This is a genomic window from Thermohalobaculum xanthum (assembly GCF_016623495.1).
GTDB lineage: Bacteria > Pseudomonadota > Alphaproteobacteria > Rhodobacterales > Rhodobacteraceae > Thermohalobaculum > Thermohalobaculum xanthum.
Window position 1 is genome coordinate 100319 of record NZ_JAEHHL010000004.1, and the last position, 21062, is coordinate 121380.

Annotated in this window: 17 protein-coding genes; 13 read left to right on the forward strand and 4 right to left on the reverse strand. The window is 69.1% G+C overall.

Annotated features, from left to right (window positions below):
- Positions 1 to 27 precede the first annotated feature (27 nt).
- The gene (locus H0I76_RS08140; protein WP_200609150.1) at positions 28 to 1368 is read left to right on the forward strand and encodes an aspartate aminotransferase family protein; all 1341 of its coding nucleotides are present in this window, start codon (positions 28 to 30) and stop codon (positions 1366 to 1368) included.
- Positions 1369 to 1410: 42 nt separating this feature from the next.
- On the opposite strand, the gene hemN is transcribed toward H0I76_RS08140, so the two are convergent.
- Positions 1411 to 2769, reverse strand: a complete 1359-nt coding sequence (gene hemN / locus H0I76_RS08145; protein WP_234455204.1) for an oxygen-independent coproporphyrinogen III oxidase — start codon at positions 2767 to 2769, stop codon at positions 1411 to 1413.
- Positions 2770 to 2878: 109 nt separating this feature from the next.
- On the opposite strand from hemN, the gene fnrL reads away from it, so the two are divergent.
- The 5 genes from fnrL (at position 2879) to ccoP (ending at position 7335) form a co-directional block, all read left to right on the forward strand.
- On the forward strand, positions 2879 to 3625 hold the full coding sequence (gene fnrL / locus H0I76_RS08150; protein ID WP_200609477.1) for a transcriptional regulator FnrL: 747 nt from the start codon (positions 2879 to 2881) through the stop codon (positions 3623 to 3625).
- Positions 3626 to 3893: 268 nt separating this feature from the next.
- Positions 3894 to 5510 carry a cytochrome-c oxidase, cbb3-type subunit I gene (gene ccoN / locus H0I76_RS08155; RefSeq protein WP_200609153.1) on the forward strand — a complete coding sequence of 539 codons (1617 nt, stop codon included), beginning with the start codon at positions 3894 to 3896 and terminating at the stop codon, positions 5508 to 5510.
- Positions 5511 to 5523: 13 nt separating this feature from the next.
- Complete coding sequence (ccoO, locus tag H0I76_RS08160; protein ID WP_200609155.1) at positions 5524 to 6261, forward strand: cytochrome-c oxidase, cbb3-type subunit II; 738 nt, start codon at positions 5524 to 5526, stop codon at positions 6259 to 6261.
- Positions 6262 to 6273: 12 nt separating this feature from the next.
- Complete coding sequence (locus H0I76_RS08165) at positions 6274 to 6438, forward strand: cbb3-type cytochrome c oxidase subunit 3 (RefSeq protein WP_200609156.1); 165 nt, start codon at positions 6274 to 6276, stop codon at positions 6436 to 6438.
- A 3-nt stretch (positions 6439 to 6441) separates the two neighbouring features.
- Positions 6442 to 7335, forward strand: a complete 894-nt coding sequence (ccoP, locus tag H0I76_RS08170; RefSeq protein WP_200609158.1) for a cytochrome-c oxidase, cbb3-type subunit III — start codon at positions 6442 to 6444, stop codon at positions 7333 to 7335.
- A 117-nt stretch (positions 7336 to 7452) separates the two neighbouring features.
- Here ccoP and H0I76_RS08175 read toward each other — a convergent pair whose 3' ends face one another.
- Positions 7453 to 8847, reverse strand: a complete 1395-nt coding sequence (locus H0I76_RS08175; protein WP_200609160.1) for an amidase family protein — start codon at positions 8845 to 8847, stop codon at positions 7453 to 7455.
- 287 nt (positions 8848 to 9134) lie between these two features.
- On the opposite strand from H0I76_RS08175, the gene atzF reads away from it, so the two are divergent.
- Positions 9135 to 10967 carry an allophanate hydrolase gene (gene atzF / locus H0I76_RS08180; protein WP_200609162.1) on the forward strand — a complete coding sequence of 611 codons (1833 nt, stop codon included), beginning with the start codon at positions 9135 to 9137 and terminating at the stop codon, positions 10965 to 10967.
- 79 nt (positions 10968 to 11046) lie between these two features.
- Positions 11047 to 11964, forward strand: a complete 918-nt coding sequence (locus H0I76_RS08185; RefSeq protein ID WP_200609164.1) for an alpha/beta fold hydrolase — start codon at positions 11047 to 11049, stop codon at positions 11962 to 11964.
- Between the two features lie 23 nt (positions 11965 to 11987).
- On the opposite strand, the gene H0I76_RS08190 is transcribed toward H0I76_RS08185, so the two are convergent.
- Positions 11988 to 12470 carry an Lrp/AsnC family transcriptional regulator gene (locus tag H0I76_RS08190; RefSeq protein ID WP_325166423.1) on the reverse strand — a complete coding sequence of 161 codons (483 nt, stop codon included), beginning with the start codon at positions 12468 to 12470 and terminating at the stop codon, positions 11988 to 11990.
- A 137-nt stretch (positions 12471 to 12607) separates the two neighbouring features.
- On the opposite strand from H0I76_RS08190, the gene H0I76_RS08195 reads away from it, so the two are divergent.
- On the forward strand, positions 12608 to 14986 hold the full coding sequence (locus tag H0I76_RS08195; protein ID WP_200609168.1) for a transketolase: 2379 nt from the start codon (positions 12608 to 12610) through the stop codon (positions 14984 to 14986).
- 24 nt (positions 14987 to 15010) lie between these two features.
- Here H0I76_RS08195 and ilvA read toward each other — a convergent pair whose 3' ends face one another.
- Positions 15011 to 16558, reverse strand: a complete 1548-nt coding sequence (ilvA, locus tag H0I76_RS08200) for a threonine ammonia-lyase, biosynthetic (RefSeq protein WP_200609170.1) — start codon at positions 16556 to 16558, stop codon at positions 15011 to 15013.
- A gap of 191 nt (positions 16559 to 16749) precedes the next feature.
- Between ilvA and H0I76_RS08205 the strand changes: the two genes are divergently transcribed.
- The 4 genes from H0I76_RS08205 to H0I76_RS08220 all read left to right on the forward strand — a co-directional run bounded on the left by H0I76_RS08205 (position 16750) and on the right by H0I76_RS08220 (position 21050).
- Positions 16750 to 17574, forward strand: coding sequence for a peptidoglycan-binding domain-containing protein (locus H0I76_RS08205; RefSeq protein WP_200609172.1), 825 nt, complete (start codon positions 16750 to 16752; stop codon positions 17572 to 17574).
- Between the two features lie 77 nt (positions 17575 to 17651).
- Positions 17652 to 19016: a formimidoylglutamate deiminase gene (locus H0I76_RS08210; protein ID WP_200609174.1), complete on the forward strand. Its 1365-nt coding sequence runs from the start codon at positions 17652 to 17654 to the stop codon at positions 19014 to 19016.
- A gap of 11 nt (positions 19017 to 19027) precedes the next feature.
- Positions 19028 to 19744 (forward strand): UTRA domain-containing protein, encoded by a 717-nt coding sequence (locus H0I76_RS08215; protein WP_200609176.1) that lies wholly within the window; start codon positions 19028 to 19030, stop codon positions 19742 to 19744.
- A gap of 61 nt (positions 19745 to 19805) precedes the next feature.
- Complete coding sequence (locus H0I76_RS08220; protein WP_200609179.1) at positions 19806 to 21050, forward strand: META domain-containing protein; 1245 nt, start codon at positions 19806 to 19808, stop codon at positions 21048 to 21050.
- Positions 21051 to 21062 lie beyond the last annotated feature (12 nt).

The window sequence follows — 21062 nt, forward strand, 5'->3', positions numbered from 1 at the left end:
CCTGCGGCCGAACGCGGAGGTTCCGACATGTCCCATGTGTTCCCACGCCACACCAAGGCGGTGTTGCCGACCGTTGCTGCCGGAGATGGCTGCTACCTGACCGACACGGCCGGCAAGCGGTATCTCGACGCCTGCGGGGGGGCCGCGGTCTCGTGCCTGGGGCATACGCCGCGGCCGGTGATCGACGCCGTGAAGTCTCAGCTTGATCGCGTCGCCTACGCGCATACCAGCTTCTTCACCTCGGAGCCCGCGGAGGAACTGGCCGATCACCTGATCGCCCGCGCACCCGAGGGGATCGGCCGCGTCTATTTCGTGTCGGGCGGATCCGAGGCCACGGAATCGGCCATCAAGCTTGCCCGGCAGTTTTTCACCGAGCAGGGCGAGGGTGCACGCCGCCATGTCATCGCCCGCTGGCAGAGCTATCACGGCAACACGCTGGGTGCGCTCGCGGCCGGCGGCAACAGGTGGCGCCGGGCACAGTTCCAGCCGCTGCTGACGGGCGCGATGCACCACATTGCGCCATGCCACTACTGGCGCTGGGGCGAGCCCGGCGAGAGCCCCGAGGCCTATGGCCTGCGCGTTGCCGACGAGCTCGAGGCGAAGATCCTCGAGCTTGGCCCCGAGACGGTCGCCGCCTTCATCGCCGAGCCCGTCGTCGGTGCGACGATGGGCGCCGTCCCTGCCGTTCCCGGATATTTCAAGCGGATCCGCGAGATCTGCGACCGGTACGGTGTGCTGCTGATCCTCGACGAGGTGATGTGCGGCATGGGCCGGACGGGGTATCTCTTCGCCTGCGAGGCGGACGGCATCTCGCCCGACATCGTGTGCATCGCCAAGGGCCTGGGCGCGGGCGTCCAGCCGATCGGCGCGATGCTGTGCTCGGACGAGATCTACCGCAGGATCGAGGAGGGTTCGGGCTTCTTCCAGCATGGCCACACTTATCTGGGGCATCCCGCCGCTTGCGCCGGCTCGCTGGCGGTGATGCGCGAGATCGAGCAGAACGACCTGCTCGCGCGCGTTCGCCAGACCGGCGACAAGCTGCAGGCTGCCCTCGAGGCCGCGTTCGGCCAGCACTGGGCGGTCGGTGACATCCGGGGACGCGGGCTTTTCCGAGGGATCGAGCTGGTCGCCGACAAGGAGACGAAGGCGCCCTTCGACTCGGGGCTGGGGATTGCCGCGAAGATCAAGAAGGCGGCCTTTGCCAATGGCCTGATGGTCTATCCGATGGGTGGCACGGTCGACGGGCAGAATGGCGACCACATTCTCATCGCGCCGCCATTCATCCTCGAGGAGGCCCAGATCGCGGAGATTATCGACAAGCTCGGCCCGGCGATGGAGAGCGCGCTCGCCTCGGCGCGCGCCGCCTGACCTAAGGCGCGCGCCGGGCGCGGCGCGATCCGGCCCGCATGGTCAGACCGCCAGGCTGTGACGCGCCGGTCGGTTCTGGAAGTAGGCGTCGAACTCGGCCGCGATCAGGCGCGTGTGCGAGCGCCACCCGTCGGCGATGACGAAGCCACGGCCTTTCGGGATCAGGGCGCCTTCGGGCGCCGCGGCCAGAAGGGCCTCGGCAATCTCGCAGACCGGCAGTGCCGCGATGCCGTGCCGGGTTGTCACCGCGTCGGGATCGAGGGCGAAGCGGCACAGGATCTGCTCGATCGCATCGCGCCGCGCCCGGTCGTCGGCGGTGAACGCCTTGCCGCGCGTGGTGGCAAGCTTCCCGGCCTCGATCGCCTTCTGGTACCCGGCGGTCGACGGGTCGTTCTGCACGTAACCCTGCGGCATTGAGCCGATCGCCGAGGCACCCATGCCGATCAGCGCCACCGCGGGGTCGACCGTGTAGCCCTGGAAATTTCGCCGCAATGATCCGTCCGCCGCGGCGAGCGCCATGGCGTCGGCGGGCTTCGCGAAATGGTCGATGCCGATCGGCGCATAGCCGGCCTCGCGCAGCATCTGCGCCGCAAGCGTCGCCTGCCGCCGCCGCATGGTCGTGCCCGGCAGGATCGACTCGTCGATCATCTTCTGCCGGCGCGCCATCCACGGAACATGTGCGTAGCCGAACAGCGCGAGGCGGTCGGGCCCGAGGCCGATAACCTTCTCGATGGTGCTCATCAGCGTCTCGGCGGTCTGGCCCGGCAGGCCATAGAGCAGGTCGATATTGATCCCGGTGACGCCGCGCGCGCGCAGCCCGTCGATCACCTTCTTGGTGATGTCATAACCCTGGCGGCGTCCGATCGCCGCCTGCACGCGTGGCTCGAAGTCCTGGACGCCGATCGAGGCGCGGCTGAGGCCGGCGGCGGCAAGGGCATCGAGGCGTGGCTCGGTCATGTCACGCGGGTCGATCTCCACCGCGAACTCGGCATTCTGGCTCAGGGGGAACCGCTCGTGAATGACGGTCGACAGGCGATACATGTCGTCGGGCGAGAGGATCGTCGGCGACCCGCCGCCCCAGTGCACCTGGCTGATGGGATGGTCGGGTCCCAGGAGGCCCGCGACCTGGTCGATCTCGGCGATCAGCAGGTCGAGGTACCGCGAGACCGGCCGGTAATTGCGTGAGCCCTGCGTGCGGCATGCGCAGAACCAGCACAGTTCGTCGCAGAACGGAATGTGCAGGTAGAGCGAGATCTTCGCATCCGGCGCAAGCTCGCCCAGCCAGCGACGATATGTTGCGCTGCAAACGCCGTCGGTGAAGTGCGGTGCCGTCGGATAGCTGGTATAACGCGGCACGCTGCGTTCCAGTGCATCGGGCTCGAAGGCTGTGATCTGGCTCATCATGCCGTGCACAAAGACATGCTGGACGCCGGTTCTCATTGACGCAAATCAAGTGGGAACACACACTGCGAAAAGTTTCGAAGAGGGATCAATGTCCGGCACCGAGCGCATGATGACCCCCAGCCTGCGCAAGCAGCACGAGCGATGCGCGGACTGCGGCATCCGCAACCGCGCCGTGTGCTCGTATTGCGGGCCGCAGGAGCTAGGCCTGCTCGACACGATCAAGTTCTACCGCAGCTACGACCCCGGGCAGGAGATCGTCGCCGCAGGCGAGCAGACCGATTTTCTCGGCTCGGTTGTCGAGGGCGTCGTCTCGCTGTCCAAGACGATGCCTGACGGCCGCCGGCAGATGGTCGGCCTGATGTTCGCGTCGGATTTCGTGGGTCGCCCGATGCGGCCGATCGCGCCTTATGACGCGGTCGCGGTCACGCCGGTCCGGCTTTGCCTCTTCAACCGCGGGCGCTTCGAGCGCCTGCTGAAGGACACCCCCGTGCTCGAGAAGCGTCTTCTGGAAATGACGCTCGACGAGCTTGACGCCGCCCGGGACTGGATGCTGCTTCTGGGGCGCAAGTCGGCCCGTGAGAAGATCGCAAGCTTCCTTGCGATCCTCGCCCGGCGCGCGGCAAGTGCGGACAACGTCGACGCCGATGACGGGTTCTTCTTCGACCTCCCGCTGACCCGCGAGCAGATGGCCGATTATCTCGGCCTGACGATCGAGACAGTGAGCCGCCAGATCACCGCGCTCAAGAAGGACGGGGTCGTCGAGTTTCCCGATGCCCGGCGCTGCAGGGTGCCTGATTTCGTCGCCCTGCTCGACGCTGCGGGTGAAGATTCCGACGGTGGCATGATCGACTGAGCTGCTGGCGGCGGCGGCAAGCGGTTGTCCGCCGCACACGATTCGCGAGCAGGCGCGTCTGGCCGGCGATCCGGCCCGGATCGCTTGCCATGCTGCCCAAGTCGTCTCGATGTTCGCTCAAGGTTCCAGAAATGCACCCGGGCGCGCGTTCGCGCCGCACTTCTCGTTGATGCAGATCAAGGTTGATCTCGTTCGCATCCACGAGAAACCTTGAAGGCGCGGCGGTCAACTCTGGCCGCCGTGACTGTTGTCACACGGGGAAAGCGATATGGGCACTGTCATCAAGCTTGCCGCCCTGGGGATGATAGCGGTGTTCGCGGCCTACGCCGCGAACATGGCGCATGACCTGGCTTATATGGTCAATGCGCTGATCGTTTTCATCGTCGCGGTCGGGCTCTTCATCTGGACGATCAATCGATCCAACATCCCGAACCGGATGCCGAACGGTCACGGCGCGCCGGCCGAGGGCTACATGGATGACGTGATCCGCTACGGCGTGATCGCGACCGCTCTGTGGGGCGTGGTCGGCTTCCTCGCCGGGGTCTATATCGCGTTCCAGCTTGCTTTCCCCGAACTCAACCTCGGCTACAGCTTCACCAGCTTCGGGCGCCTGCGGCCGCTCCATACCTCGGCGGTGATCTTCGCCTTCGGCGGCAACGCGCTCATCGCGACCTCGTTCTATGTCGTGCAGCGCACCTCGGCGGCGCGGCTCTGGGGCGGCAACCTGGCCTGGTTCGTCTTCTGGGGCTACCAGCTCACCATCGTGCTCGCGGCGACCGCCTACCTGTTCGGCGGCAGCCAGAGCAAGGAATATGCCGAGCTGCCCTGGCACGTCGATCTGTGGCTGACCGTCGTCTGGGTTGCCTATCTCGCGGTGTTCCTGGGCACGATCATCAAGCGCAAAGAGCCGCACATCTACGTCGCCAACTGGTTCTACCTCAGCTTCATCGTGACCGTCGCGATGCTGCATGTGGTCAACAACCTGGCGCTGCCGGTCTCGGTTTTCGGATCGGCCAGCTACTCGGCCTTCTCGGGCGTCCAGGACGCCATGACCCAATGGTGGTATGGCCACAACGCGGTCGGCTTTTTCCTGACGGCCGGGTTCCTCGGCATGATGTACTACTTCGTGCCGAAGCAGGCCGAGCGCCCGGTCTACTCCTACAAGCTTTCCATCGTGCACTTCTGGGCGCTGATCTTCCTGTATATCTGGGCCGGTCCGCACCACCTGCACTACACGGCGCTGCCGGAATGGGCCTCGACGCTGGGCATGGTGTTCTCGATCATCCTGTGGATGCCCTCGTGGGGCGGCATGATCAACGGGCTGATGACCCTGTCGGGCGCCTGGGACAAGCTGCGCACCGATCCCATCATCCGAATGATGGTGGTCTCGATCGGCTTCTACGGCATGTCGACCTTCGAGGGGCCGATGATGTCGATCAAGGCCGTGAACTCGCTCAGCCACTACACCGACTGGACGATCGGCCATGTGCATTCCGGCGCGCTCGGCTGGAACGGCATGATCACCTTCGGCGCGCTCTACTTCCTGGTGCCGCGCTTGTGGAACCGCGAGCGGCTCTACTCGCTCAGCCTGGTGAACTGGCACTTCTGGCTCGCCACCATCGGCATCGTGCTCTACGCCGCCTCGATGTGGGTGACGGGCATCATGGAAGGCCTGATGTGGCGCGAATACGACGCGCAGGGCTTCCTCCTGAACTCGTTCGCGGACACCGTCGGCGCCAAGTTCCCGATGTATCTGGTGCGCGGTCTGGGCGGGGTCCTCTTCCTCGTGGGTGCCGTCATCATGTGCTTCAACCTCTACCAGACGATCCGCGGCAAGGTGCGTGACGAGCGCGCGCCGGCCGGCGCGACCGTCGCGGCCGAATGAGGAGGGCCGAGCCATGAGCATCATGGAAAAGCACAAGATCATCGAGAAGAACGCCACGCTCCTGCTGGCTCTCTCGTTCGTCGTGGTCACGGTTGGCGGCATCGTCGAGATCGCGCCCCTGTTCTGGCTTCAGAACACGATCGAGAAGGTCGAGGGGGTGCGGCCCTACTCGCCGCTCGAGCTGGCCGGCCGGCAGGTCTACATCCGCGAGGGCTGCTACGTCTGCCACAGCCAGATGATCCGTCCGATGCGCGACGAGGTCGAGCGCTATGGCCACTACAGCCTGGCAGCCGAGTCGATGTACGACCGGCCCTTCCAGTGGGGGTCGAAGCGGACGGGGCCCGACCTCGCCCGCGTCGGCGGCCGCTACTCGGATGCCTGGCATGTCGATCACATGTACGACCCGCAGGCGCTGGTGCCCGAGTCGGTGATGCCGAAATATCCCTGGCTGGCCGAGACCGAGCTCGACTTCGACCACATCGGGGATCATCTGCGCACCAATGCCGCGCTGGGCGTGCCCTACACCGACGAGCAGATCGCGAATGCCAAGGTGCACGTGGTCGCACAGGTGAACCCGGATCACGAGGCGGTCGACGACCTGCTCGCCAACTATCCCAAGGCACAGGTCCGCAACTTCGACGGCCAGCCACAGATCACCGAGCTCGACGCGCTGATCGCCTATCTGCAGATGCTGGGTACGCTGGTCGACTTCTCGACCTACGAGGCCTCGGCCGAAGCAAACCTGCGCTGAGGGGAGGGGATGATGGACACCTATTCCCTGCTCAGGCAGATCGCCGACAGCTGGGTGCTGCTCGTGATGTTTCTCTTCTTCCTGGGCGTGATTGTCTGGGTGCTGCGGCCCGGCTCGTCCAAGCTGCACGAGGACATCGCGAACATCCCCCTGCGCAACGACAGTCCGAGGGAGTGATCGATGGCTGACCATGACAAGAACGAGGTCGACGAGGTCAGCGGGACCGAGACGACCGGCCATGAATGGGACGGGATCAAGGAGCTCAACACGCCTCTCCCGCGGTGGTGGCTCTGGACCTTCTACGGCACGATTGTGTGGGGCGTGATCTACACGATCCTCTATCCGGCCTGGCCGCTTGTGAACGATGCGACCGCGGGCGTTCTGGGCTACTCCAGCCGCACGGCCGTCCACGAGGCGATCGAGCAGGCGGCGGCGGAACAGAGCGTCTTCACCGACAAGATTTCTGCGCTCGACATCGAGGAGGTGGCGTCGGATGCCGAGCTGGTGCAGTTCGCCACTTCGGGCGGTGCGGCGGTGTTCCGCAACTACTGCTCGCAGTGCCACGGCGCGGGCGCGGCGGGGGTGCAGGCGTCGGGCTACCCGAACCTGCTCGACGACGACTGGATCTGGGGCGGCACGCTCGCGGATATCGAGACCACGATCCGCCACGGCATCCGCTATGATGCCGATGACGACACGCGGATCTCCGAGATGCCCGCATTCGGCGACATGGAGATCCTGTCGAAGGAGGAGATCGCCGCGGTCGCCGATCACGTCCTGTCCTTCACCGGCGCGGCCTCCTCGACCGAGGAGGGCGCAACCCTCTACGCCGACAACTGCGCCGCCTGCCACGGCGAGGAGGGTAAGGGCATGCACGAGCTCGGCGCCCCCAACCTGACGGATGCGATCTGGCTCTATGGCGGCTCGCGCGATCGGGTGATCGAGACGATCACCCATTCGCGTGCCGGCGCCATGCCCGCCTGGAACAAGGAGGTGCGCGGCGCGAGCGGCCTGACCGACGCCCAGATCAAGCAGGTTGCGATCTACGTCCACAGCCTCGGCGGCGGGCAGTGATTCCTATCCCGCCCGGACTGCGGTCCGGGCGGGCCTCTCGTACAGATCCCATGACTTTTTGCCCGGCCGCCTCGGCCGGGCTTTTTCATTGAAATGCCCTGTGCGCCCGCGAGAGGGTCAGCCGCGCGCGAAGGGCGTGACCGGCTCGACCGGTGGCATCTGCGCCTCGATGACCGCGCCGGCATCGAGGAGCAGCTCCTCGCGACACCGCCCGGCGACCAGCTGCACTCCCATCGGCATGCCGGGCGTGCCGGCCGCGACCGTGAGCCCGGGGATCCCGAGCGCCGGCAAGCCCACCTGGGTGAGCTGGGCCTCGTAGACCTGCGCGAACTCCGCCTCGCCGGCCACGTCGAGCAGGTCGGGAAACGGCGGCTCCGCCGACACCGGGCAGATCAGAACGGGCCATTCCTCGAGAAAGAGCTGCCATTCGCGCAGCAGGGTCGCCCGCGCGATCAGTTCCGCTTGGGGATCCTGGCCTTTCGCTGCGACCGCCCGAAGGGCGGCCGCGACGATGCGCGCATCCGGGTCGCCCTCGGGCTCGAGCTTCGGGAGGCCGGCAACACGGAACTCCTCCATCCAGAGGCTCATGTTGATCCGCGCCGCGGTCCGGAACGAGGGCGGCTCGCACTCGTCGACATCCCATCCGGCTGCGGCCAGGGCCGCCGCGGCCCGGCGGAGCGCATCGGCGACGGCGGGTTCGGTCGGCATCCCCTCGGGCGCGATGCACAGCGCTGCCCGCCGCGCGACGGGTGGCATCGATGCGGGTCCCGGCATCCACCACGGATCGCGCGGATCCGCTGCCGACATGGCCCGGAAAGCCAGCCGCAGGTCGCCGATGCGGCGCGCAAGCGGGCCCGACACGGCGGTGAGTTGGGCGCCGATGGTGCGATCGGGCCCGGTGAAGTTGTGGGCCGGCACCCGCCCCAAGCCGGGCCTGAGCCCATGCACGCCGCAGGCATAGGCGGGATAGCGGATCGAGCCCGCGATATCCGTCCCGTGGGCTACCGCGCCGATCCCCGCCGCAACCGCCGAGGCGGCGCCCCCCGACGATCCGCCCGGGGTAAGGTCGCGGTCATGCGGGTTGAGCGTCGCGCCATGGAGGCTGTTGCGCGTGAACCATCTCAGCGAGAAGGCCGGCGTGTTGGTCCGGCCCACGATCACCGCCCCGGCGCGTCGCAGGTTGGCGACGACCGGGCTGTCGGTTTCGGCCACCAGGTCGCGCTGCAGGCGCAACCCGTTCGTCGTTGCGTGACCGGCCATGTCGACATTGACCTTGACCGTGACGGGAACCCCGGCGAGCGGCCCGGTCTCTTCGCCGCGGGCCAGTGCCGCGTCGATGCGGGCAGCCTCGGCGAGCGCGGCGGACGGCAACTCGTCGACGACGGCATTGAGCGCCGGATTGACCGCCGCGAGCCGATCGAGCGCGCTTCGCGTCACCTCGACCGCGCTCACATCGCGCGAGCGCACCAGCGCCGCGAGCGTCTCCGCCGAGTGCTTCCACAGTTCGCTCATGCCGGTGTCCCTCCCATCTGCCGCTGCGGGATCCTCACCGCCCGGGCGGGCGGCGTCAATCGCGGCCGGCCGATCATGCAGCCGGTGACGCGCGGCGCGGTTCAGCACAAGGCGGCCGCCGTGCGGCGGACCTCGCGCATGGGACCGCCCGGCACGACAGCCCCGGCCGCAGGACCGCGACGGCAAGAGCCTTCACGCCGATCAAATCCTCTGCAACGATGCGGGCGCGCCATCCGGCATCAGGCGAAGCGCCTGGGCCTCGCGGCGCGATTGCGTGGGATGCAGGCATGCACGATCAGATCTTCTCGCTCGATGCGCTCAGGTCAGCCTATGCGGCGGGCCGCCGCCCGGACGAGGTCGTGGCCGAGGTGTTCCGGCGGATCCGTGCCGCCGGTGACCCCGGGATCTTCCTGCATCTGAACGACGAGGCCGCGGTCGCCGCCGAGGCACGCGCCCTTGGCCCCTACGACGCGGACCGTCCGCTCTGGGGCATCCCGTTCGCCGTCAAGGACAACATCGACGTGGCTGGGCTTCCCACCACCGCGGCCTGTCCTGCCTATGCATATCATCCGGCCCGGGATGCATTCACCGTCGCGCGGTTGCGCGAGGCCGGCGCGCTCGTGATCGGGAAGACGAACCTCGATCAGTTCGCGACGGGTCTCGTGGGGGTGCGCACGCCCTATCCGGTGCCCAGGAACGCGCTCGATCCCGAGATCGTGCCGGGCGGCTCCTCGTCCGGCTCGGCCGTAGCGGTGGCGCGCGGGATCGTGTGCTTCGCGCTTGGCACGGACACCGCAGGATCGGGGCGGGTGCCGGCGGCGCTGAACAACATCGTGGGCCTGAAGCCCACGCTCGGCGCGTTTTCCGCGACCGGGGTAGTCCCTGCCTGCCGGACCCTCGACACCGTCTCGATCTTCGCGCTGACCGTGGCTGATGCCTTCGAGGCATTTTGCGTCGCCGCCGCTTTCGATCCCGACGACGCATACGGGCGCAAAGTCCGGGTGAGCCCGCTCGCCGCGCCGCCGCCCTCGATCCGCGTCGGCGTGCCCGATGCCGCAAGCCTGCGCTTCTTCGGCGACAAGGTGCAGGAGGCATCGTTCCGCGCGGGCCTCGCTCGCCTCGAAGGCTGCGGCGCCACGGTTGTCGAGATCGACTTCCAGCCGTTCCACGCCGTCGCCGAGATGCTCTACGAGGGCGCCTGGGTCGCCGAGCGCCACACCGTGATAGGAGATCTGATCGCCCGGTCGCCCGACGCGGTGCACCCGGTGACGCGCGCCATCGTGGGCAAGGCCGAGAGCCTCAGTGCAGCCGACGCGTTCCGCGGCTTCTACCGCCTCGCTGATCTCAGGCGCGAGACCGAGCCCGTTCTCGACGCCATCGACATGCTGTGCGTGCCGACGATCCCGACCTTCTATTCGCTTGCCGATCTCGAGGCAGATCCGATCGGGCCGAACAGCCGGCTCGGCACCTATACGAACTTCGTCAACCTGCTGGATCTGTGCGGCATCTCGGTTCCGACCATGCCGCGAGACGATGGCCGGCCGGGCAGTCTCACCCTGCTTGCGCGCGCTGGACAGGACGGCTTGATCGCTTCGGTCGCCACATGGCTCGAACAGTTCGGCCCGCGAACGCTTGGCGCGACGCAATGGCCGGTGCCGGCGGCGCCAGACCTGCGTGCCGTTGCTCAGGCCGACGAGGTGGAGATCGCGGTCTGCGGCGCTCACATGTCGGGCATGGCCCTGAACACCGAGCTCGCATCGCTTGGCGCGCGTTTCCTGCGGTGCGCGGAAACGGCACCCGAATACCGGCTCTACCGGCTAAGCGGGGCGCCGCCGCGTCCGGGCCTTGTGCGCGTGAAGCCGGATGCCGGTGCGACCGTCGCGCTGGAGGTCTGGGCCCTGCCGACCGAGGCTGTCGGCCGCTTCCTCGCCGGTATCCCATCGCCGCTCGGCCTTGGGACCGTGCGGCTCGCGGACGGGACGGCGCCGAAGGGCTTCCTGTGCGAAGCGGCCGCGGTGGACGGCGCCGAGGACGTGACCGCCCTCGGCGGCTGGCGCGCGGTGGTGGCGCGAGACCAGGCTGCGCGCGAGCCCGCGCGCGCGGCAGGCGAGAGCAGCTGATGCGCCACCGGGATGGCGAGAGGCATGAGGCGACGGCTGCGGTGGACGCACCATTGCGGGCCGAGGGGAGCGCGAGCACATGTCGCACAAGACCGTAAGGGCAGGGGCGCTCGACATCGCCTATCTCGAGCGTGGCCCGGCCGATGGCTGGCCCTGCATCATGGGCCACGGATTTCCCTATGACGTCCATACCTATGCGCGCAGCGCCGAGATCCTGGTCGGGGCGGGCGCCCGGGTGATCGTCCCCTATCTTCGCGGATACGGCCCCACGCGCTTCGTCGAGGCCGGAACGCCGCGCTCGGGCGAGCAGGCGGCGCTGGGGGCGGACCTGCTGGCGCTGATGGACGCGCTCGGTATCGCGCGCGCCGTGGTCGGCGGCTACGACTGGGGCGGCCGCGCCGCCTGCATCGTCTCTGCGCTCTGGCCCGGGCGCGTCATCGCGCTGGTTTCGGGCAATTCCTACAACATCCAAAACATCCCGCGGTCGTGGGAGCCCCGCGTGCCGGCCGAGGAGGCGGCGCTCTGGTACCAGTATTACTTCCACTCCGAGCGGGGTCGCCGCGGGCTCGAGCGGGACCGGCGCGCGGTGGCGTGGCAGCTCTGGCAGATGTGGTCGCCGACATGGGCGTTCGACGAGCCTACCTTCGCGCAAAGCGCCGCCGCCTTTGACAACCCGGATTTCGTCGATGTCGTCATCCACTCGTACCGCCACCGTTTCGGGCTGGTGCCGGGTGATCCGGCCTATGCCAATATCGAGACGCGGCTGGTGGCCCAGCCGCCGATCACCGTGCCGGCGGTCACGATCGACGGCGACAGCGACGGTGTCGATCCGGGAACCGCGCACCATGCCCATCACTTCACCGGGCCGCACGAGCATCGCGTCTGGCAGGGTGCGGGCCACAACCTGCCGCAGGAACGGCCCGAGGACTGGGCCGCCGCCGTGCTGGACGCGCGGGCCATGGCCGAGCGCGCGGGCTGGACCTTCCATTCGGACTGACGCGGCGCCGACCCCGAGCCGGGTCAGGTGTCGATATGCCCAAGCGGCAGGGCGGTGCGGTACTGCACCTGCTTGAGCGCGAAGCTCGACTTGATACTGGCGACGCCGGGAATGCGCGTGAGATGGTTCTTGAGGAAGCGCTCATAGGCGTCGAGATCGGGAACGGCGACCCGCAACAGGTAGTCGGATTGCCCGGTCATCAGGTAGCACTCCATCACCTCGGGGCGGCGGCGCACGGCGGTCTCGAATTCCTGCAGCCGCTCCTCGACCTGCTTCTCGAGGGTGACGCTGACGAAGACGTTGACCGAGAGGTCGACGGCGCGCGGCTCGAGCAGCGTGACCCGGCGGCGGATGATGCCGGCCTCCTCGAGCAGGCGCACCCTGCGCAGGCAGGGCGAGGGCGACAGGCCGACGGCATCGGCGAGCTCGACATTGGGTATGTCGGCCCGCTCCTGCAGCAGGGCGAGGATCTTCACGTCGATCGCGTCAAGCCGGAGTTCTGGCACAACATGCTCCAATCGTCGTATTCCGTGGCATGAATTGCCAATCATTACCGGTTTTGCCGCTATCTTCACAACCTACTGCCATCGCGTCCATGCGAAAAGGAAGGCTGCGGAACTCTGGCGGCGAAGGATCAGGCGGCATGGCTCGGGACGGCAAGCTGGCGACACTGGCGGCACTGGAGAAGAAGATCCTCTGGCTCGCCTGCTGGATGGTGCACAACGCGAACCACGTCCGCCCCAAGGCCGACGGGCTGAAGGTCGGCGGGCACCAGGCGTCCTCGGCGTCCTGCGCGACCTTGATGACCGCGCTCTATCTCGACGTTCTGCGCCCGCAGGACCGCGTCGCGGTCAAGCCGCATGCGAGCCCCGTGTTCCATGCGATCCAGTATCTCCTGGGCAACCAGTCGCTTGACGCGCTGAAGCGGTTCCGGGCCCTGGGCGGCGCGCAGTCCTACCCCTCACGCACCAAGGACCACGACGATGTCGACTTCTCGACCGGTTCGGTCGGGCTCGGGGTCGCGATGACCGCCTTCGCCAGCCTCACGCAGGACTACCTGACCGGCCATGGCTGGGGTCCGCGGCCCGAGGGGCGGATGGTGGCGCTGGCGGGCGATGCCGAGTTCGACGAGGGCAACATCTTCGAGGCGCTGCAGGAGGGCTTCCGCCACGGTCTGCGCAATACCTGGTGGGTGATCGACTACAACCGCCAGAGCCTCGACGCCGTTGTCCACGAGCAGATGCACACGCGCTATGCCGAGATCTTCCGCTCGTTCGGCTGGGACGTGGTGACCATCAAGTACGGCCACATGCTCGAGGACGCCTTCGCCCGACCGGGCGGCGCGCGCCTGCGCGAATGGATCGACGCCTGCCCCAACCCGCTCTACTCGGCGCTGACCTTCCGGGGCGGCGCGGCCTGGCGCGAGCGGCTTGAGGCCGACCTTGGCCACAACGTGGCGGGCGATCTGGTGGGTCACCTCGACGACCGGGCCCTGCACGCGCTGATGACCAATCTTGGCGGGCACGACCTGCCGTCGCTGCAGCGCGTCTTCCGCGAGGCCGCGGCCAGCGACCTGCCGACCGCCTTCATCGCCTACACGATCAAGGGGCACGGCACGCCGCTGGCCGGTCACAAGGACAACCATTCGGGCCTGATGACGCCCGAGCAGATCGCCGCCTTCCGTGGCGAGCTCGGCATTCGCGAGGGGCACGAGTGGGAGCCCTTCGAAGGCATCGACGACGCGGCGGCGCGCGAACTGCTCGCCACGGTGCCCTTCAACGCGCAGGGGCCGCGGCGGCGGAGCGCGGCGATCGTGCCGGTGCCCGATCGGCTGCCGCTCAGGGCCGAGGAGGAGACCTCGACCCAGACCGCCTTCAGCCGGATCCTCGACGAAATTGCCCGCGACAGCACCAGCCCGCTTGCCCAGCGCATCGTCACCACTGCGCCCGACGTGACGGTCTCGACCGGGCTCGGCCCCTGGGTCAACCGGCGCGGCCTCTTCGCGCGCGACGGCTTCGCCGACACCTTCCGGGACGAGAAGGTTCCCAGCATGCAGAAATGGGCGGCCTCGCGCGACGGCCAGCATCTCGAACTGGGGATTGCCGAGAACAACCTTTTCACCCTGCTGGCCGCGCTGGGGTTGAGCCACGAGCTCTTCGGCGAGCGGCTGCTGCCGGTGGGCACGCTCTATGACCCATTCGTCTCGCGCGGGCTCGATGCGTTGAACTACGCCTGCTACCAGGACGCGCGCTTCATCGTCGCCGGAACGCCGTCGGGCCTGACCCTCGCGCCCGAGGGCGGGGCGCACCAGTCGATCAACACGCCGATGATCGGCATGGCGCAGGATGGCCTCGCCGCCTTTGAGCCGGCTTTCGCCGACGAACTCGAGGTGATGATGCGATGGGCCTTCGACTACATGCAGCGCGACCCCGCCGGCGCGGCCGAGGGAGATTGGCTGCGCGATGCCCGCGGCGGCGCCGTCTACCTGCGCCTCTCGACGCGGACGGTCGAGCAGCCACGGCGACGGCTGGGGGCCGCGGAGGAGGCCGCGATCATCGACGGCGCCTACTGGATGCGCCCACCGGGGCCGGGCTGCGAGCTGGTCATCGCCTTCACCGGGGCCGTGGCACCCGAAGCGATCGCCGCCACGGGCTTCCTGGCCGAGAGCATGCGCGACATCGGGCTCCTGGCGGTGACCTCGCCCGACCGGCTCAGCGCCGGCTGGTTCGCGGCCCAGCGCGCCCGCGAGGAGGGGCGGCCGCAGGCCCGCGCGCATGTCGAGCGGCTGCTCGTGGATCTGCCGCGCAGCGCCGCGATCGTCACCGTCTGCGATGCCTATCCCGCGACGCTGTGCTGGCTCGGCTCGGTCGCTGGCCACCGTGTCCGAGCGCTCGGCGTCGAGAGCTTCGGCCAGTCGGGCTCGATCCCCGAGCTCTATGCCGACTACGGCATCGACACCGACGCGATCATGCGCGCGGCCTGGCTTGCGGCCGGCAGGCGGCCACGGCTCGCGCGGGGCTGAGCGGGCGGCGCCTGTCCGGTTAAGTCACAGCAGGAACTGGCGCAGTGCCGGGTTGCCGGTCTCCTCGCTGAACCAGAAGCCGAGGCGGGCGAGATCCGCCTCGAAGGCCGCATCCTCCGCCTCCTTCACCGCGAAGCCCGCGAGCACCCTGCCATAGGCGGCGGCGCGGTTGCGGTAGTGGAACATCGTGATGTTCCAGCGCGTGCCCAGGGTCTCCAGGAACTGGAAGAGCGCGCCCGGCCGCTCGGGGAACTCGAAGCGGAACAGGCGCTCGCGCTCCAGCGCCGGGGCGGGGCCGCCGACCATGTGGCGCACATGCAGCCGCGCGACCTCGTTCTGGGTGTAATCGGCGACCGCGTAGCCCGCGCCCACCAGCGTCTCGCGGATCGCCACGCGCTCGGCCGCCGAGCCCAACTGGACACCGACATAGACCTGGGCTTCGTGGGCGGCGCGGAAGCGGTAGTTGAACTCGGTGATCGACCGGCGCCCGATGGTGCGGCAGAAGCGCAGGAAGCTGCCCGTTTCCTCGGGGATGGTCACGCCGAACAGTGCCTCGTGCTCGCCCCCCACCTCGGCGCGCTCCGAGATATGGCCGAGGCGGTCGAAGTTCATGTTGGCGCCGGACAGCACGGCCACGAGGTCACCGTTCTCGGCACCGCTGCGCGCGATCCAGCGTTTCATGCCCGCCAGCGCCAGGGCGCCCGCCGGCTCGACGATGCTGCGGGTGTCCTCGAAGATGTCGCGGATCGCGGCGCAGACCTGGTCGACGCTGACGGTCACGACCTCGTCCACCCGATCGCGCAGCAAGGCGAAGGTGATGTCACCCACCTGGCGCACGGCGCATCCATCCACGAAAAGCCCGACCTGGTCGAGCGGCACGGGCCGCCCGGCCTCCAGCGCCGCCGCGAGGCAGGCCGCGTCCTCGGGCTCGACCGCGACGATGCGGATCGAGGGGTCGAGCGCCTTGAGATAGACCGCCATCCCGGCGCAGAGCCCGCCGCCGCCGACCGGGACGAAGACCGCATCGATGCGGCCGCGGTGATCGGCGATCAGCTCCATCGCGACGGTTCCCTGGCCCGCGATCACGGCGGCGTCGTCGAAGGGCGGGATCAGCCGGCGCCCCTCGGTCGCCGCGATCGCATCGCCCCGGGCGGCCGCGTCGGAATAGCTGTCGCCGCACAGCTCGATCCGCGCGCCCAGCGCCTCGACCGCCTGGATCTTGATGCGCGGTGTCGTCTGCGGCATCACGATCACCGCGCTCACGCCAAGCTCGCGTGCCGCCAGTGCCACGCCCTGGGCGTGATTGCCGGCCGAGACGGCGACGACACCGGCCGCGCGCTCAGCCGGTTCAAGCTGGCGCATGCGGTTGTAGGCGCCGCGCAGCTTGAAGCTGAAGACCGGCTGCAGATCCTCGCGCTTGAGCCAGATCTGGTTGCCCAGCCGCGCCGAGAGGCGGGACGCGGGCTCCAGCGGTGTGCGCCGCGCCACGTCGTAGACCGGCGCGGTCAGGATCTCGCGCAGCCAGTGATTGGCGTCCTGCGGGACCGCGGCGCCCTGCGTCTCTGGAAGCATTCTTCGATCCTCGCGGAGAATTTCGGCCCGATCGCCATCGGCTAGCGCACCGGCGCGGTCTTGGCAAACGGAGAGGCGGCCACCGCCCGCTGCCGCGTGCCCCGGCGCAACCCCCGCATCGTCTGCCCGATCCTGTTCCGGTCCCCGCGCCCGCCGAGGCGCCCGGCATCCCCAAGAACAGGAGAACGGCCATGAACGCCGCAGCCATCCGCACCCTTCAGACCATCCTTGCCCGCGCCGGCGCCTATGCCGGCGAGATCGACGGCCTGCGCGGCCCGCGCACCGATGCCGCCGTGCAAGCCACGTTGGCGGGTGACACCACCGCGCCGGTGGGGTGGCGGGACTGGCCGGCCGGGCGCCAGGCGGTCGCGCTCCTGCAGATCATGAGCCGAGACGCAGGGATCGATCCGGGACCGGTCGATGGGCTCTGGGGGCCGAGGACCGAGGCCGCGGCGGCACGTCTCGCCCGGGACGAGCCGCCCTTGCCGCCGCGTCCCGGTGGCGGCGCGGCCCGCCCGGCGGCGGCCGTGGATTGGCCGAGCCAGGACCCGGTCGCGATGACTGCCTTCTATGGCCCCAACGGGGTGCCCGGCGGCCGCACCCCGCCACTGGCCAGGGTGCCGTGCCCCTGGCCGTTGCGGCTCGCCTGGGACCAGTCCGTGACGATCGGCGCCATTTCCATCCATGAAAGCTGCGCGGACAGCCTCGCACGGGTGCTGGCGCGCGTGCATGCCGCTTACGGCACCGAGGGCGCGCTGCGTCTTGGGCTCGACCTCTTCGGCGGCAGCTACAACCCGCGCCGGATGCGAGGCGGCTCGCGTTGGTCGGTCCATGCATGGGGGGCGGCGATCGATTGGGACCCTGCCCGCAACCGGCTGAGCTGGGGGCGCGATCGCGCCCGGCTCGCCGGGCCGGAATTTGCCGAATGGTGGTGTATCTGGGAGGACGAGGGCTGGACCAGCCTGGGCCGCGCGCGCAATTTCGACTGGATGCATGTGCAGGCGGCGCGTCTCTGAGCCCCGGCCGATTCCGGCTTGCATCCATCGATAATAAGTCTATACATAATCCCGCGAACCATCTTGCGGGGATGATGATGACTGCTGTCTTTGCGCGCCACGCTCTGCTGCCCGGCGGCTGGGCCGAGAACGTCGAGATCGAGATCGCCGATGACGGCACCATCGCCGCGATCCGCACCGGCGCGCAGGCGCGCACGGACCCAGCGCGGATCGTCATGGCCGCTCCGGCGAACCTGCACAGCCACACTTTCCAGCGCGCCATGGCCGGCATGACCGAGCACCGCGCCGAGGGGCGCGACAATTTCTGGAGCTGGCGCTCGCTGATGTACCGCTTCCTCGATCACCTCACCCCCGAGGAGATCGAGGCGATCGCCGCCTTTGCCTTCGTCGAGATGCTCGAGGCCGGCTTCGCCGCCTGCGCCGAGTTCCACTACGTCCACCACCGCCCGGGCGGCGAGCCCTATGCCAATCTGGCCGAGACCTCCGAGCGGATCATGGCCGCGGCCGGCGCGGCCGGGGTCGGGCTGACCCATCTGCCGGTTCTCTATACCTATGGCGGCGCGGACGGGCAGCCGCTTGCCGGCGGGCAGCTGCGCTTCGGCTGCGACCTCGACCGTTTTGCCCGCCTCGTCGAAGACGCGGGCGCAGCACTCGGTCGCATGCTTCCCCGCGACGCCCGCCTTGGCATCGCGCCGCATTCGCTCCGGGCCACCACGCCCGAGCAGCTTGGCCGGCTCGGCGCGATGTTCGCGCAGGGCCCGATCCACATCCACGCCGCCGAACAGCCCAAAGAGGTCGAGGATGTCGAGGCCTGGCTCGGCGCCCGACCGGTCGAGTGGCTGCTGGGTCAGCTCGACATCGGGCCGCGCTGGTGTTTCATCCACTCCACCCACATGACGAGCGCCGAGACCGAGGGGCTCGCGCGGTCGGGCGCGGTGGCGGGGCTCTGCCCGATCACCGAGGCCAACCTGGGCGACGGCCCGTTCAACGGCCCGGCCTACCTTGCCGCGGGCGGCGCCATCGGCATCGGGTCGGACTCGAACGTGCAGATCTCGGTCGCGGCCGAACTGCGCCAGATGGAATACAGCCAGCGCCTTCGCGATCTCGCGCGCAACGTCATGCTGACCGGGCCGGGATCGGTCGGCGAAGGGCTCTACGCCCGGATCCTTGCCGGGGGCGCGCAGGCGCTCGCACGCCCTTCCGGAGCGCTCGAGCCGGGCAAGCTGGCCGATCTCGTGGCGCTCGATGCCGAGGACATCGCCTTTGCCGGGCTCAGGCCGGCGCAGTTCCTCGACGGCTGGATCTTCGGCGGCGCGGCGGGCGTGGTGCGCGATGTCTGGTCGGCCGGGCGCCATATGGTGCGCGACGGGCGCCACGTCGCGCGCGACGGGGTCGAGCTCGCCTACCGCCGCGCCATGGCGGGGCTTCTCGAGCGGATCTGAGGAACAGGGACGTGGTCAGCTACAAGAGCATCAAGGCCGAGATCCTCAACGGCATCGTCGGGCGCCAATGGGCGCCGGGCGAGCTGATCCCGAACGAGGAGGATCTGGCCCGCGATTATGGCTGCTCGCGCTCGACCGTGAACCGCGCGCTGCAGGAACTGGCCGATCTTGGCATCCTCGAGCGGCGGCGCAAGGCAGGCACGCGGGTGGCCCAGCGCACCTCGCGCGGCGCGCTGATCCAGATCCAGATCGTGCGCTCCGAGATCGAGCAGAGCGGCCGGCGCTACGGCTACGTGCTGCTCCACCGCGAAGTGCAGGCAGCCGACAGCGCCACCGCCGGGCTGATCGATGCGCCCCGGGGCAAGCCGCTCCTGCATCTGCGCTGTCTGCACCTCGCCGACGGCGTGCCCTACCAGCTCGAGAGCCGCTGGATCAGCCTCGTCGCATTGCCGTCGGCCCGCGACGTCGATTTCGAGAGCGTCGGGCCGAACGAGTGGCTGGTCACGCAGGTCCCCTATTCCCGGTCCGAGCATATCTTCAGCGCCGCGCCCCCGAATGCCGAGGAGCGTGAGCGACTGCGCCTGCGGCCCGACGAGCCGGTCTTCGTGATCGAGCGGCGCACCTGGCTCGCGGCGCAGGCGCTGACCTATGTGCGCCTGGCGCATCCCGGCCTGAGCTATCGCATGATCTCGCGCGAGGACGATCTGCTCGACGAGACGGAGTCATGATCCAGTCTCGTATTTCCACAAGGCTTCATTTCGACCCCGAACCCATTGTTCAGAGGCAGCCATGATTGTCAGGAGTTTCGCCGCCATGGCGGTGATCGCGGCCGTGATGGCCGCAGGCGGCGCATCGGCCCAGCAGCGCGCGGTGGACGGTGCGCTCGCCTATCGCGCGCGCATCGCCTTGCCCGAGGGCGCGCTCGCCGTGGTCGAGGCGCGTGATGCGACCGGCGCGCTGGTGGCCGAGTTGCGCGAGGCGACGGCGGGCCGGCAGGTGCCGATCCCGTTCTCGATCGACCTGCCCACGGAGGGCGACATCGTCCTGCGCGCGGTCTTGCTCGACGGCGGCCTGCCGCTGTGGCTGAGCGAGCCCCTCACCGTCGCGGCCAGTGAAGGCCCCGAAACGGTGGGCGAGATCGTCCTCGGCCCGGTGCCCGAAAGCGGGACCGCGCAGCTTTTCCGCTGCGGCGAGGAGGAACTGCTGCTGAGCCTGCATGGCGAGCACGCGGTGCTCCGCGCCCGGGGGCGGCTGATCGCGCTGGCCGGGGTGCCCGCGGGCTCGGGCGCGCGCTTCGAGGCGCCCGGCGATCCCGCGACCTTCGTCTGGTCGAAGGGGGGCGAGGCGATGGCCGCCATCGGAGGCGACGAGCGCAAGGGATGCCTCGCCGGGGTGCCGCAGGCCGAGCCGACGCTCAGGGCGCGCGGCAACGAGCCCGGTTGGAACTTCGAGATCGCAGCCGGCCGCGTGCTCCTGATCAGCGACTATGGCGCCAGCCGGCAGGAGGCCGGGCTTCCCGACCCGCAGTTCGAGGGGGACGCGATCGTCTACAGGTTGGCCGAGCCCGAAACCGTGATCCGCATCGGTCCCGGCATCTGCCATGACGACGCGACCGGCATGCCCTTTGGCAACACCGCGACGGTCGAGACCGGCGGGGGCGTGCTGCATGGCTGCGCTGGCGAGGCCATCGACCTTCTGACCGGCGCCGAATGGGTGGTCGAGGACATCGGCGGCGCGGGCCTGATCGACAGCTCGCGCGTCACGCTTGGCTTCGCGGGACCCGCCGGCGAAGGCCGCGTGTCGGGGCAGGGCGGCTGCAACCGCTACAACGGCGGCTTCACCCTCACCGGCGAGGGGCTTGGCTTCGGGCCCGCTGCCGCGACGATGATGGCCTGCGCCGAGGCACTGATGAACCAGGAGCAGGCCTTCTTCGCCGCGCTCGCCGATGTCGTGGGCTTCGACATCGACGAGACCGGCGCCCTGCGCCTCAAGGCGGTGGACGGACGAACGCTGATCCTCGCGCGGCGGGGCTGAGCGGCGGGGCTG